Here is a 13,416-nt window from a genome sequence, read left to right on the forward strand (position 1 = left end):
CTCAGAAGCCCAGCGGGCCGGCCGGCAGCGGCAGGTCCAGCACGCGGTCCAGCAGCAGCCAGAGCAACGGCGCGGTGACGAGGGAGGTCACCACGGCCTGCAGGATGGTGGCGCTGAAGGCCAGCGCGATGACCAGGCAGAGCAGCGCGCTGGCGGTGATGAAGCCGAGCGGCGCCAGCAGCAGCGCATAGGCCGCCATGGCGGCCGCGGCGGCGAGGCCCGGCAGCACGCGCTCCGCCTTTTCCCACACCGTGCCGGCGCGCAGCAGCAGCAGGATGCCGCAGGCACCCATGGCCAGCGCAACGACAGTGGGGAAGGCCTTCGGGCCGACCGGGTCGGCGGCGAAGGCGACCTCCAGCGACTGCGCGTGCCAGACCACGCCGGCGGCAAGCGCGACCAGCGCGCCGCCGAGGACGCGGTCGGCCTGCGCGCGCATCTCAGTTCTGCTGCTGGATCACGCCGACCTCGCGGGCCAGCGCGCGGTACTCGGCGGTGCGGCGCTTCGCCAGTTCCTCGAACTCGCGGCCGGCCATGTTGAACTCGAACAGGCCGGCGCCGTCGCGGATGGCCGGCCAGCCGGGATGCGCGTAGAGGCGGCGCAGCGCATCCACCCAGTAGTTGTAGGCCGCATCGGGGGCACCGGGCGGGATGTAGAAGCCGCGCACGATCGTCCATTCCGCATCCACGCCCTGCTCGCGCGCCGTCGGCACGTTCTGGAAGGCGCCGGGCAGGCGGTTCGGCGCCAGCACGGCCAGCAGGCGGATCTCGTTCGCCTCCAACTGGCCGCGCACTTCCGTTGCGTCGCCCGGGAACACCTGGATGTGGCCACCCAGCAGCGCCGCCATCGCCTGGCCGCCGCCCTCGAAGGGCACGTAGCGCAGGCGGCGCGGATCCACGCCGGCGCCGCGCGCAATCAGCGCGGCCTTGGTCCAGTCCTGGCTGCCCACCGCGCCGCCCGCACCCATCGGCACGCTGCCGGGATCCTGCTTGATGGCGTTGACCAGGTCGGCGAGGTTCTGGAAGCGGCTGTCGCGCCGCACCGCGATCACGCCGAAGTCGGCGCCGATGGTGCCGAGCCAGCGCACGTCGTTCTCGGTCCAGCGGCCGAAGCGGCCCTGCGCCAGGTTCACCCAGGACCCGGTGGAAACCGCGACGATCACGTTGGGGTCGGCGCGACGCTGCGCGTTGATGTGGTTGATCGCCACCGCGCCGATGCCGCCTGGCATGTTCTGCGTGCGGATCGCCGGGCCGACGATGCCGAGCTCGTTCAGCGCCCGCGCCGTGGTGCGGCAGGTCAGGTCGAAGCCGCCGCCTGGTGCGGCCGGCGCGATGCATTCCGGGTTCTGCGGCGTGAAACCCTGCGCGCTTGCAGGCCGGGGCGCCAGGGCGGCACCGGCCAGGGTGGCGGCAAGCAGGTGGCGGCGATGCATCGGCTTTCTCCTCCCGGTCGGGTGCCGGACGTTGCGCCCCCGGTGATCCCACCGGGGGCGCAGACAGGCAAGCCCGTTCCGGCCGCTCAGTTCAGGCGGTCGCGGATGCGTGCGATGGCGGCGTTGGCGCATTCCTCGTCGATGACGCCGCTCGGCGCGCCGCCGACTCCGATGGCGCCCACCACCTCCTCCCCGGCGCGGATCGGCACGCCGCCGCCGAGCACCAGGAAGCCTGGGATGTTCGGCAGGGTCTGCGCGGCCGGGTTCTCCCGCACGGCGGTCAGCATGCCGGTGGTGGGGTTGCGCGCGGAGGCGGAGGTGTAGGCCTTGCCCCGGCTGGCATCCACGGTGTGCGGCCCGGCGCCGTCGGCACGCACCACCGCCTTCACGATGCCATGCCGGTCCACGACCGTCGCGGCGACGCGGAAGTTGCGCTCGGCGCAGGCGGCGACGGCGGCCTGCGCGGCCTCCACGGCGAGCACCGTGGAGATGTTGCGCTCCGCGATCACCCCTTGTGCCTGGCCGGCGGCGGGCAGCAGGGATGCGGCGACAAGCGCCGGAAGCATCCAGCGTGACGTCATGGTCGTCTCCTCCTCGTCGGCCCGGCTTGGTGCCGGTGCCCGTAACAGGGGGAGTGTCACATGCGGTGCCGGATCATGCCACCCACGACCGTCGCCACGACCTGTGTGCCGGCGATGGCGCTCGGGTCGCCCTCCAGCACGTCGCGGTCCAGCACGACGAGGTCCGCCAGCTTGCCGGGTTCGAGCGAGCCCTTCTCGTCCTCCTCCCGCTGCGCCCAGGCACCGAGCCAGGTGTAGGCCCGCAGCGCCTCGCGCGGGGTGACTGCTTCCCGTGCATCGAGGTCGGCGCCGGTCGTGGTGCGGCGGTTGACCATGGCGGCGATCGCGGTCCAGGGCGAGACGCGGCACACCGCGAAGTCCGAATGGCCGGGGGCGGGCACGCCGGCATCGATCAGGCTGCGATGCGGCCACATCCAGCGCATCGCGTCCTGGCCGCGGTTGGCGGCATAGGCCTCGCCCAGCTCGTCCATGAAGCCGGTGGCGGAGCTGTCCACGAAGCCGCCACGCCGCAGGCGATCCAGGATGGGCGGCGTCACGTAGCAGCAATGCTCCACGCGCATCCGGTGGTCAGCGACGGGATGCGCGGCGAGCGCCGCCTCCATGACGTCGAGCGCGAAGTCGATGCCGCGGTCGCCGACGCCCTCGATCATCACCTGTAGCCCGGCCTCATGCGCGGCGGTGGCGCGCCGGGTCAGGTCCTCCTTCTCGTAAAGCAGCATGCCCGTGTTGGGCACCGGCTCGCCGGGGATCGGCGTGCCGACATAGGGCTCCCAATAGGCGGCGGTGCGGCCGGAGGTGGAGCAGTCCGGGCACCATTCCACGCCGACCAGCCGCACCCATTCGTCGCCGAAGCCGGAGCGGATGCCGGCGCCGATGAGGTGCGGGATCAGCGGCTCGTCGCGGCCGCTCGCGATGATGCCCATGCGCATGCGCCAGCGGCCCTCGCGCCGCATCCGCTGGTAGGCACGGATCGCCTTGGCCGGGCAGAGCGAGTTGGCGACGGAGGTGATGCCGGCAGCCAGGCACTGGTCCTGCACCAGCTCCATACCTTCGGCGATGTCGGCTTCGGAATCCTGGCCGTGCACCGCATTGAGGAAGATGTGCGCCGCCGTCTCCCGCACCAGGCCGGTGAGTTTGCCGTCCAGCTTGTCGAAACGGCCGAAGGGCGGGTCGGGCGTGGTCGCGTCGATGCCGCAGGCGGCGAAGGCGGCGCGGTTCGCCAGGCCGAGATGGCCGTCGGTGCGCAGGATGAACAGCGGCCGGCCACCGCTCGCGGCGTCCAGCTCGTCCAGCGTCGGGTAGCCGCCGGATTGCCGCTCGTTCAGCCGGTAGAAGGCGGCCCATCGGCCGGGCGGCAGTTCCGCGCAGCGGCGGCGGATCGTGGCCAGCAGCTCGTCCCGCGTGCGCACGCGGTCGGGCGAGACCAGCGTCCAGGCGCGCAGGCGGATGGCGTAGGCGTCGGGGTGCGCGTGGCTGTCCACGATGCCCGGCAGCACGCGGCGGCCTTCGGCCTGCAGCACCGTGGTGCCCGGGCCGATGTGCTGGCGCATCGCGTCGTCCGTGCCGAGCGCGACGATGCGGCCGTGCAGCGCGGCCAGCGCGCTGCACTCGGTCCCGGCCGCATCCATCGTGGCGATGCGGCCGCCGAGGAGGACGAAATCGGCGTTCATGCGGCCATCCTGTCGAGCCTGTCGCGCAGCTGGTACCATGTGCCGACGATCGGCAGGAACCACGGATTGCCGGTGTAGGTCGGGCGGGTGGGGAAGGGCAGGCCGTCCAAAGCGAAGCGCTCATTGGCGGCGCCGGCCATCTTCAGCGCGGCGTTGTGGCCGAGCCAGGTCGCCATGGCGACGCCGCTGCCCTGGCAGCCGGCGGCGTAGTGCACGCCGTCCTGCACGCCGATATGCGGCAGCCCGTCGAAGGTGAAGGCGACGTAGCCGGTCCAGGCATGGGTGATGCGGCTGCCGCGCAGCTCCGGGAAGGTCTCCGCCATCGTCGCGTGCAGGATGGGCGCCGACTGCTCCGCCGTCGCCTTGCGGAAGCTGGCGCGGCCGCCCCACAGCACGCGCTTCCCTTCCGGCGAGGGGCGGAAGTAGTTCAGCACGCGCTTGCTGTCGCTGATCATGCGCCTGCCCGGGAACAGGCGGTCGATGGTCTCCGCCGGCAGTTCCTCCGTGGCGATGATGTAGGAGTTGAGCGGCACGAGGCGGCGTGCCAGCCAGGGGCTCGCCGTGCCGCGGCTGTCGAGCGTGTAGCCATTGGTCGCGACCAGCACCGCATCGGCGCGCATCTCGCCTCTGTCGGTCGCGATGCGGAAGCCAGAGCCTTCCTGCACGATGCCGCGGACGCGCACGGCATCCACCAACGTGGCGCCGGCCCGCTCCGCCGCCGCTGCCAGGCCGCGGGCATACTTGCCGGGATGCAGGCTGCCGGTGGCGGCCGCGGCCATGCCGCCATGGTAGTGGTCGCTGCCGAGGAATTCGCGCTGGCGCGCCTTGGGCACCATCTCGGCGGGCAGGCCGGTAACCTCGGCGATCCAGTCCACCTTCTTCGCCATCGCCTCGTAATGGGCCGGCGTCCAGGCGCCGACGTAGCGGCCGCACCGGATGTAGTCGCAGTCGATCCCCTCGCGCGCGATCGTCTCCTCGATGAAGGGGAAGCTGGCGGCGGCGGCCAGCGCGATGCGGCGCGCCGTTTCCGCGCCATACGCCTTCTCGAGGTCGCCGCCCGCCACCTTCAGCCCGCCCGAGACCATGCCGCCGTTGCGCGAGGAGGCGCCCCAGCCGATGCGCTCCGCGTCCAGCACCACCGCCTGGTGCCCGAGGCGGCGCAGCGTCAGGGCGGCAGAGAGCCCGGCATAGCCGCCGCCGACGATCGCCACCTGCGCGCGATCGGGCAGGGGCGTGTCGCGGTCCGGCGGCTCGGCGGCTTCCCACCACCAGGGCTTCGCCTGGAAGCTGGCGGCGAAGGGCGGTTGCAGATGGGTCATTGCCGGCGCGCGCGTCCCGGGTTTCACTGTGGACGCAAGGTTCCCGCCGGCAGCGATCCGGATCAAGAGGACCTGCCGGGGAAGAGCGCGCGAGCCGAAGGAGACGGGGCATGCAGAGCTTCCAGCAGGATTGCGTCGAGCTGGCGTTCGAGAAGTTCCGCCGTGGCGAGGTGAGCCGCCGCGCGCTGCTGGCGGGGCTCGCGGCGCTCGGCGTCGGCAGCGGGCTCGCGCCGCGCGAGGCCGGCGCGCAGGGGCGGCAGCTGGTGATGGTGAACTGGGGCGGCATCGCCAATGACGGCTTCGGGCGCTTCTACGGCGAGCCCTTCGCCGCGGCGAATCCGGGCGTGCGCGTGGTGCAGGACAGCACCGGCCCCTCCGCCGGGCGCATCCGCAGCATGGTGGAAAGCGGGCGCGTCACCTGGGACATCTGCGACAGCTCCGCCACCAGCTCCTACCTGCTCGGCGGCATGAATCTGCTGAACCGTATCGACTACACCATCGTGAAGCGGGACGACGTGATCGGCCCGACCTTCGCGCTGGAGCATGGCGCGGCGCCCTATTCCTTCAGCAACGTGCTGGTCTACGACAGTCAGCGCTTCCCGACGCCGCCGCAGAGCTGGGCGGATTTCTGGGACCTGCGGCGCTTCCCGGGCACGCGGCTGCTGCGCCGCGACGCCGCCGGCGCGCTGGACGCGGCGCAGATGGCGCTGGGGAAGGATCCGGCGAACCTCTACCCGCTCGACATCCGTGCCAGCCTGAACAAGGTGCGGGAGATCCGGCGCAACTGCGTCTTCTGGACCAGCGGGTCCGAATCCGAGCAGTTCATCCGCACCGGGGAAGCGGTGATGGGCCAGATCTGGCACACCCGCGCCAAGGTGCTGGAGCAGGAGAGCAACGGCCGCTTCAAGCACATCTGGAATCAGGGCATCCTGCAGCCCGGCATCTTCGTCAGCCCGCGCGGCAACCCGGGCGGCGAGCTGGTGCAGCGGCTGCTGGCGTCCATGCTGTCCAACGCGGAGGCACAGGTCGGGCTGCTGCAGTTCCTGGGCAACGGGCCGACTAACCCGCGCGCCGCGGCGCTGGTGCCCGCCGAGTTCCGCCGCTTCAACCCGACGGACCCGGAGAACGCCCGCGTGCAGGTGGCGCAGGACGGGCGCTGGTGGGGCGCGAACTACGCCCAGGCCAACGCCGACTACATCGACATGGTGACGGGCTGACCGCGTGGCGCGACCGATCCTGTTGGTGAAGTCCGGCGGTGAGGCCGCGGTGCCGGACTGGCAGCGCGCCTTCGCCGCCGCAGGTGCGACGGTGGATGTGCGCTGGTGGGACGACGCCACCGTCGATCCCGCCGCCGTGCGCTACGTGCTGGTGTGGGACCCGGAACCGGGGCGGCTGGCGAAGCTGCCGAAGCTGGAGGTGATCTTCGGCAGTGGCGCGGGCGTGGACTTCATCACCGCCGACCCCGACCTGCCGCGCCACGTTCCGCTGGTCCGCATGGCCACGCCCGGCGCGGCGCAGCGCATGGGCGAGTTCGTCACCTGGGCCGCGCTGTCTCTGCTCAAGGGCGCGCGGCGCATCGGCGCGGCGCAGGCGGAGCGGCGCTGGGACTATTTCGAGCCGGAGTGGACGGCACCGGAGACAACGGTCGGCATCATGGGGCTGGGCCACATGGGCGCCGCCGCGGCCCGCATGCTGCAGGGCATCGGCTTCCCCGTCATCGCCTGGTCGCGCACGCCGAAGCAGGTGCCGGGCGTGCGCAGCTATGCCGGCGGTGCGGAGCGCGACGCCTTCCTTACCGCCACGCGCATCCTGGTCTGCCTGCTGCCGGCCACGCCGGAAACCCGCCACATCCTGGCGAAGCCGCTGCTCGATGCGCTGCCGGACGGCGCGGGCCTGGTGAATGTCGGCCGCGGCAGCCAGCAGAAGATCGAGGACATCCTGGCCGCGCTCGATTCCGGGAAGCTGTCCGGCGCCGTGCTCGACGTCTTCGACCAGGAGCCGCTGCCGCCGGAGCATCCGGCCTGGACGCATCCGAAGCTGCTGGTCACGCCGCACCTGGCCAGCCTGCCGCCGCGCAGCGAGCGCGCCGCCCATGTCGCGAAGCTGATCGCCGCGCATGAACGCGGCGAGGCGTTGCCCAACACCTACGACCACGCCCGGGGCTACTGATGCCGCTGCCGCCGCCACCGGTCCGCCCGGACCCGAACCACGTGCCGACCGAGCGCGAGCTGCGAGAGGACCTGGCCGCGGCGTATCGCCTCATCGCGCTCTACGGCATGACGGACCTGGTGTTCACGCACCTCTCCGTCCGTGTGCCGGGCGATGGCCACCGCTTCCTCGTCAACCCCTACGGCCTGCTGTTCGAGGAAATCACTGCCAGCAGCCTGGTGCTGGTGGATGCGGAAGGCGAGCCGCGGCAGGCGACGTCCTGGCCGGTGAACCCGGCGGGCTTCGTCATCCATTCCGCTGTCCATATGGGCCGCGAGGACGCCCAATGCGTGATGCACACCCATACCCTGGCCGGGATGGCGGTGGCGGCGCAGCAGGGCGGCCTGCTGCCGCTGAACCAGATGTCGATGGAGTTCGAAGGCCGCGTCGCGCTGCACGACTACGAGGGCATCGCCGCGGACGACAATCTCTCGGAGCGCGAGCGCCTGGTCCGCGACCTCGGAGACCGGCCCTGCATGATCCTGCGCCATCACGGCCTGCTGACGGTCGGGCGCACCGTGGCGGAGGCGTTCTACTGGATGTGGTACCTGGAGCAGGCCTGTCGCATCCAGCTGATGGCGCAGTCCTCCGGCGCGAAGCTCGCGATCCCGCCGCAGGAGGTGGTGCTGCGCGCGCGGGCACAGTTCGGCACCGGCCCGACCAAGGGCTGGCTGCCCTGGCAGGCGCTGAAGCGGAAGCTGGACCGCGAGCAGCCGGACTACCGGAGCTGATGTCCGCCGCCGGCCACGCCCTGGCGCTGCAGGGCCTGACGAAGCGCTACGGCACCTTCACCGCCGTGGACGACGTCTCGCTGAAGGTGGAGAGCGGGCAGTTCCTGACGCTGCTTGGGCCCTCGGGCAGTGGCAAGACGACGATCCTGATGTGCATTGCCGGCTTCGTCGCGCCGACCGCGGGCGCGGTGCTGCTCGACGGCCGCGACATCACGGCCCTGCCGCCGGAGAAGCGCGACTTCGGCATGGTCTTCCAGGGCTACGCGCTGTTCCCGCACATGACGGTGGCGGAGAACGTCGCCTTCCCGCTGCGGGTCCGCCGCATGGGCACCGCCGAGCGCGCGGAGAAGGTGCGCGCCGCGCTGGACCTGGTGCAGCTGGATCGCTTCGCCGAACGCCGCCCCTCGCAGCTGTCGGGCGGCCAGCAGCAGCGCGTGGCCCTGGCCCGTGCGCTGGTCTTCGACCCGGCCCTGCTGCTGCTGGACGAACCGCTCTCCGCGCTCGACAAGAAGCTGCGCGCCGAGCTGCAGGAGGAGCTGAAGGCGCTGCACCGCCGTGTCGGGCGCACCTTCGTCAACGTCACCCACGACCAGGAGGAGGCGCTCTCGCTCTCCGACCGCGTCGCGATCCTGAACCACGGCAAGCTGGTGCAGGAAGGCGCGCCGACCGCGCTCTATGACCGCCCGCGCACGCGCTTCGTCGCCGACTTCCTGGGCAAGTCCAACTTCCTGCATGCCGCGGTCCAGCAGGGCGGCGCGGAGGCCATGCAGCTCGCCATCGGCGCCACGCCGCTGGTGCAGCGCATCCTGCCCGGTGCGCCGCACCCGGCGCCGGGCACGAAGCTGCTGCTGTCCCTGCGGCCGGAGAAGATCGCGCTGCTGGCGGATGGCGAGACGGCCGACAACATGGTGGAGGGGCGCATCGCCACCTGGTCCTATCTCGGCGCCGGCTTCGGGCTGTCCGTCGCCACGCAGGACCTGGGCATGCTGCGCGTCACCCTGCCCAGCTGGGGCGCGCCGATCGCGCCGGCCGAGGGGCTCGCCATCCGCCTGGGCTGGAGCGCGAGCGCCAGCGTGCCGGTCGAGGAGGACGCCGCCTGATGGCGCCGGCCGGCCAGCGGCAGACAGGCTGGTGGCTGCTGATCCTGCCCGCCTTCCTGCTGATGACGGCTTTCTACGTCGCCCCCATCGCTCAGGTCCTCGCCATCTCCTTCACCGAGCCGCAGCCGGGCCTCGGGAACTACGAGCGCCTCTTCACCAGCGAGAGCGTGCAGCGCGTGATCGGCACGACGCTGCGCATCTGCACCATCACCACCGCGCTGGCGCTGCTGCTGGGCTATGTCCTGGCCTACCGGATCGCGCTGGCCGAGGCGCGGGCACGGCGCTGGTGGATCCTGGTGGTGCTCGTGCCGCTCTGGATCAGCGTGCTGGTGCGGGCCTTCGCCTGGGTGACGCTGCTCCGCCGGCAGGGCCTGGTGAACCAGGCGCTGATGGAGAGCGGCCTGGTCGCGGAGCCGCTGCAGCTGGTCTGGAACGAGTTCGGCATCGTCGTCGGCATGGTGCACTACATGGTGCCCTATGCCGTGCTGCCGATGCTGGCCTCCATGCGGGAGATCGACCCGCGCCTGCTGGCCGCCGCGCGCGGGCTGGGGGCGCCGCGGCAGACCGTGTTCGCGCGCATCTTCCTGCCGCTTTCGCTGCCCGGGCTGATCGCGGCTGGCGTGCTGGTGTTCATCTTCTCGCTGGGCTTCTACATCACGCCCGCGATCCTCGGCGGCGGGAAGACACTGATGGTGGCAGAGTGGATCGGCCTGCAGATCCTGGACCTGATCCGCTGGGGCCTGGGCACCATGATGGCGACGGTGCTGGTGGTGACCATCCTGGCCACGCTGGCCGTCTTCTCCCGCGTGGTGGACCTCCGCCGCGTCTTCGGCAGCGGGGCCTAGCGGCATGGAAGGCGCGCACCGGCCCGGCCCCTTCGCGAGCGCCTCGGCCTGGATCGTCGCGATCTACCTGGTGCTGCCGATCTCCATCGTGATCCCGGTCTCGATGACCGACCAGCGCTTCCTCTCCCTGCCGCAGGAAACGTTGTCGCTGCGCCACTACGCGACCGTGCTGGGCTCGGCCGAATGGCTGGGGTCGATCGCGCAGAGCTTCTGGATCGCGGTCGCCTCCACCCTGATCGCGGTGGTCGCGGGCACGCTCTGCGCCATCGGCTGCTGGCGCATCTCCCGCCGGTCCACCGACCTGATCCGTGCGTTGATGCTGCTGCCGATCATCATCCCTTCGATCGTCTACGCGATCGGGCTGTATCGATACTTCGCCCGGCTGGACCTGCTGGACCGCTTCGCCGGCGTCGCCATCGCGCATGGCGTGACGGGCATCCCCTACGTCGTCATCACCGTCTCAACCGCTCTGGCCGCCTTCGATCCTCGGCTGGAGCAGGCTGCGCGCGGCATGGGCGCCTCGCTGCTGCAGACGCTGCGCTGGGTGATCCTGCCGCGCATCGCGCCGGGCATCGCCTCCGGCGCGATCTTCGCCTTCATCCATTCCTGGGACGAGCTGGTGATCGTGCTGTTCATCGCCAGCCGCGACGTCTTCACCCTGCCGCGCCGCATCTGGGACGGTATCAACGAGAACCTGGACCCCGCCATGGCCGCGGTCGCGGTCCTGCTGGTGCTGTTCACGCTGCTGCTGCTGCTGCTCGACCTCGCGCTCCGGCGGCGGCGCGATGCGCGGTGATGCGCGTGCCGACCGTCAGCGGGCGGGTCATGCGACGCACCGGGAACTCCATCCCCTCCGCCAGCAGCAGCGCATGGTCCGAGACGACGCGGTAGCCGAGGGCGTCGTAGAGCGGCACGCCGGCCAGCGTCGCCATCAGCTCCGCCGTCTCCGCGCCGTCCTCGGTCAGCCGCGCCTCCACCGCTTCCATCAGGCGCCGCGCGATGCCGCGCCGCGCCAGCGCCGGGTCCACATAGACGCTGCGCACCACGCCGGACCGGCCCGGCAGCACGGGCAGCGGCGCCTGCAGCAGCCGCGCGTAGTTCGGCGCCCGCATGGTCCAGCCGGCGCTGCCGGCGATGCGGCCCTCGACCTCCGCCACCAGATAGGTGCCGTCGGCGATCAGGCGGGGGTCCATGGTGCCCATCTGGGCCAGCGCGGCTTCGAGCACGTCGCGTCCGTAGAACGGCGCCGCGAGCTGGCGCAGGCTGCGCTGCTGCATGCCGAGCAGGGCTTCCAGCTCCTCGAGCCTGGCAGGGCGGATCAGGGGGGCCATCGTCGCGGTTTCCATCGCCCTACTGCTACCCTCTCGGCGTTGCGCCGCGATGTCGCGGTGGGGCGCAACGCGTGTCGTCCGTGTCGTCCGTGACCGCCGGCGCCGTCGCCGGCCAGGAGGTGCCGCCATGTCCCGCGCGATGAGCGAGTTCGACCACCGCTACAACATGCTGATCGAGCGCTTCGCCTCGGTGCCGGAGCCGGCCTTCGAGGATCCGGCGGAGACGTCCCGCGTCTGGGGCCGCGCCTGGGGCTGCGATTCCGACATCGGCCGGCTGCGCGTGGTGCTGATGCACCGTCCGGGCGAGGAGATGCGGGTGGTGGACACCCTGCCGCTGATCCCGGAGCTCGGAGCCTATGGCGACCCGGAGAGCGGCGCCTACTGGCGCGGCGAGGTCCGCCCCACCCTGGCCGAGCAGCAGGCCCAGCACGACGCGCTGGCCGCCGCTCTGCGCGAGGAAGGGGTGGAGGTGGTCTATCTGAAGCGCTGCGCGCCCGGCCGCCACAAATCCGTCTACACGCGCGACAGCAGCTTCGCGGTGAAGGGCGGCGCCATCGTCACCCGCATGGGCCCGAAGATCCGCCGCGGCGAGGAGGCGCCGGTGACGGAGACGCTGGCGACGCTCGGCATGCCTGTTCTGCGCACCATCCACGGCACCGGCCTGATGGAAGGCGGCAGCTTCGCCTGGATCCGGCCGGACCTGGCCGTCATCGGGATCTCCTCCCGCGTCAACGAGGAAGGCGCGCGGCAGGTGGAGGAAGTGCTGAAGGTGCAGGGCGCGCGGCTGATCCGCGTGCAGATCCCGGGCTACCGCCTGCACATCGACGGCGCCTTCGTGATGATCCACCACGACACGGCCATCGTGAATCCCTCGACGCTGCCCTTCGTCTTCATGGAGGAGCTGAAGCGCGAGGGCATCCGGATGATCCCGGTGAACCACGAGGACCCGTCCTGGGCCATCAACTGCCTGGCTGTCGCGCCCGGTCGCGTGCTGATGAGCGACAGGGTGAGCCCGCGCACGCAGGAGGCGCTGGACCGCGCCGGCGTCTCCGTCCGCCTCGTGCCCTATGACAAGGTCGGCCTGGGCGGCGGCGGCATCCACTGCTCCACCTGCCCGCTGGTGCGCGACCCGCTGTAGCGGCTCACGGCTTCGCGCGGCCTGTCTCGTCCGTTCGGACGATGCGGCGCCGTGCGCGCCGGCGCCATCTTCCGCCCCGTCGCAACGCACGGGAGGAGGTGGCGATGTGGCTGGATTTGCCGCCGGGCGGCTTCGATGCGCTGGTTGTTCGCCGTGATGGGCGCTGCCAGTCGGTGACGGTCGGTCGCCTGCTGGCCCATGCGTCGGAGTCGGCCAGTCTGCCGCCATCCCCGCCGCGGCCCACGGCGCGCGCGCGCCGCCTCCTGCTGGCATGGCTCCTGGTTCCGCGGAGGCGCCCGTGACCCGCTTCCGTCCGCTGCCTGCTTGCGACGGCGACCTGCCTCGACGCCTCGTCAGCGGTGCCGAGGCCGTGCTGCGGGTCGCGGCCGCCCGCGGCGTCGAGGTGTGCTTCGCCAATCCCGGCACCACCGAGATGCCACTGGTGGAGGCGCTGGAGGCGGTGCCCGCGATCCGCCCGGTGCTCGGCCTGCACGAGAATGTCTGCACCGGCGCGGCGGACGGCTTCGCGCGGATGACTGGCAGGCCGGCAATGAGCCTTCTGCACCTGGGCGTCGGGCTCGGGAACGGCGTGTCGAACCTGCACAATGCGCGGCGCGCGCGCTCGCCCGGCCTCGTCGTGGTGGGCGATCATCCGCGCTGCCACCGCACGGCCGGTACGCCGCTGGCGATGGACCTCCCGCGCCTCGCTTCCGCGGTGTGCCGCTGCGTACACGCCGCGGAGGATCCCGCCACGCTGGTGCAGGAGGTGGACGCGGCCTTGGCTGCGGCGAGCAGCCCTCCGGCCGGGCCTGCCGTCCTGTTGCTGCCGCACGACGTGCAGGCGCAGGCGATCGGCTGGGATGGCGCTTCCGCGCGGCCCTTGGCGCCTCCCGCGGCGCCACCCGGGCAGGTCGGGGTGGAAGCTGCGGCGCGGGCGCTGCTGCAGGGAGGATCGCGCGCCGCGCTGCTGCTGGGCGGGGCGGCGCTGCACGGACAAGGCCTGGTGCTGGCGCGCCGGATCGCCGACGCCACCGGCTGCCGCCTGCTCGCCGAGGTGTGGCCG

General features: G+C 72.0%; 14 protein-coding genes. 8 read left to right on the forward strand and 6 right to left on the reverse strand.

The window, feature by feature from the left end; all coding sequences use genetic code 11:
- Position 1: 1 nt before the first annotated feature.
- From OZN99_RS03865 to OZN99_RS03885, 5 genes are all read right to left on the reverse strand, one after another.
- Entirely contained in the window at positions 2–436 is a 435-nt protein-coding gene (locus tag OZN99_RS03865; protein WP_270933855.1) for a tripartite tricarboxylate transporter TctB family protein, read from the reverse strand.
- 1 nt (position 437) lies between these two features.
- Positions 438–1,430, reverse strand: a complete 993-nt coding sequence (locus tag OZN99_RS03870) for a Bug family tripartite tricarboxylate transporter substrate binding protein (RefSeq protein WP_270933856.1) — start codon at positions 1,428–1,430, stop codon at positions 438–440.
- A gap of 86 nt (positions 1,431–1,516) precedes the next feature.
- A complete protein-coding gene (locus OZN99_RS03875; protein ID WP_270933857.1) occupies positions 1,517–2,011 on the reverse strand; it encodes a GlcG/HbpS family heme-binding protein in 495 nt (164 codons plus the stop codon).
- A 56-nt stretch (positions 2,012–2,067) separates the two neighbouring features.
- Entirely contained in the window at positions 2,068–3,681 is a 1,614-nt protein-coding gene (locus OZN99_RS03880) for an amidohydrolase (protein WP_270933858.1), read from the reverse strand.
- Entirely contained in the window at positions 3,678–5,000 is a 1,323-nt protein-coding gene (locus OZN99_RS03885; RefSeq protein ID WP_270933859.1) for an NAD(P)/FAD-dependent oxidoreductase, read from the reverse strand. Before OZN99_RS03885 ends, OZN99_RS03880 begins: the two co-directional genes overlap by 4 nt.
- 110 nt (positions 5,001–5,110) lie before the next feature.
- Between OZN99_RS03885 and OZN99_RS03890 the strand changes: the two genes are divergently transcribed.
- From OZN99_RS03890 to OZN99_RS03915, 6 genes are read left to right on the forward strand one after another with little or no spacing between them, the layout of a single operon-like run.
- Complete coding sequence (locus OZN99_RS03890; protein ID WP_270933860.1) at positions 5,111–6,217, forward strand: extracellular solute-binding protein; 1,107 nt, start codon at positions 5,111–5,113, stop codon at positions 6,215–6,217.
- A gap of 4 nt (positions 6,218–6,221) precedes the next feature.
- Positions 6,222–7,169, forward strand: coding sequence for a 2-hydroxyacid dehydrogenase (locus tag OZN99_RS03895; RefSeq protein WP_270933861.1), 948 nt, complete (start codon positions 6,222–6,224; stop codon positions 7,167–7,169).
- Positions 7,169–7,939 (forward strand): class II aldolase/adducin family protein, encoded by a 771-nt coding sequence (locus tag OZN99_RS03900; protein ID WP_270933862.1) that lies wholly within the window; start codon positions 7,169–7,171, stop codon positions 7,937–7,939. Before OZN99_RS03895 ends, OZN99_RS03900 begins: the two co-directional genes overlap by 1 nt.
- On the forward strand, positions 7,939–9,039 hold the full coding sequence (locus OZN99_RS03905; RefSeq protein WP_270933863.1) for an ABC transporter ATP-binding protein: 1,101 nt from the start codon (positions 7,939–7,941) through the stop codon (positions 9,037–9,039). The genes OZN99_RS03900 and OZN99_RS03905 overlap by 1 nt, the downstream gene beginning before the upstream one ends.
- On the forward strand, positions 9,039–9,884 hold the full coding sequence (locus OZN99_RS03910) for an ABC transporter permease (RefSeq protein WP_270933864.1): 846 nt from the start codon (positions 9,039–9,041) through the stop codon (positions 9,882–9,884). Before OZN99_RS03905 ends, OZN99_RS03910 begins: the two co-directional genes overlap by 1 nt.
- Before the next feature lie 4 nt (positions 9,885–9,888).
- Positions 9,889–10,680 (forward strand): ABC transporter permease, encoded by a 792-nt coding sequence (locus tag OZN99_RS03915; RefSeq protein ID WP_270933865.1) that lies wholly within the window; start codon positions 9,889–9,891, stop codon positions 10,678–10,680.
- Here OZN99_RS03915 and OZN99_RS03920 read toward each other — a convergent pair.
- Complete coding sequence (locus OZN99_RS03920; protein WP_270933866.1) at positions 10,622–11,215, reverse strand: GNAT family N-acetyltransferase; 594 nt, start codon at positions 11,213–11,215, stop codon at positions 10,622–10,624. The genes OZN99_RS03915 and OZN99_RS03920 overlap by 59 nt on opposite strands.
- 127 nt (positions 11,216–11,342) lie before the next feature.
- Between OZN99_RS03920 and OZN99_RS03925 the strand changes: the two genes are divergently transcribed.
- Positions 11,343–12,353, forward strand: coding sequence for a dimethylarginine dimethylaminohydrolase family protein (locus OZN99_RS03925; RefSeq protein WP_270933867.1), 1,011 nt, complete (start codon positions 11,343–11,345; stop codon positions 12,351–12,353).
- 298 nt (positions 12,354–12,651) lie between these two features.
- A partial coding sequence (locus tag OZN99_RS03930; RefSeq protein ID WP_270933868.1) for a thiamine pyrophosphate-binding protein occupies positions 12,652–13,416 on the forward strand: 765 nt, incomplete at its 3' end.

It is taken from the genome of Falsiroseomonas oryzae, assembly GCF_027856955.1.
Classification (GTDB): domain Bacteria; phylum Pseudomonadota; class Alphaproteobacteria; order Acetobacterales; family Acetobacteraceae; genus Falsiroseomonas; species Falsiroseomonas oryzae.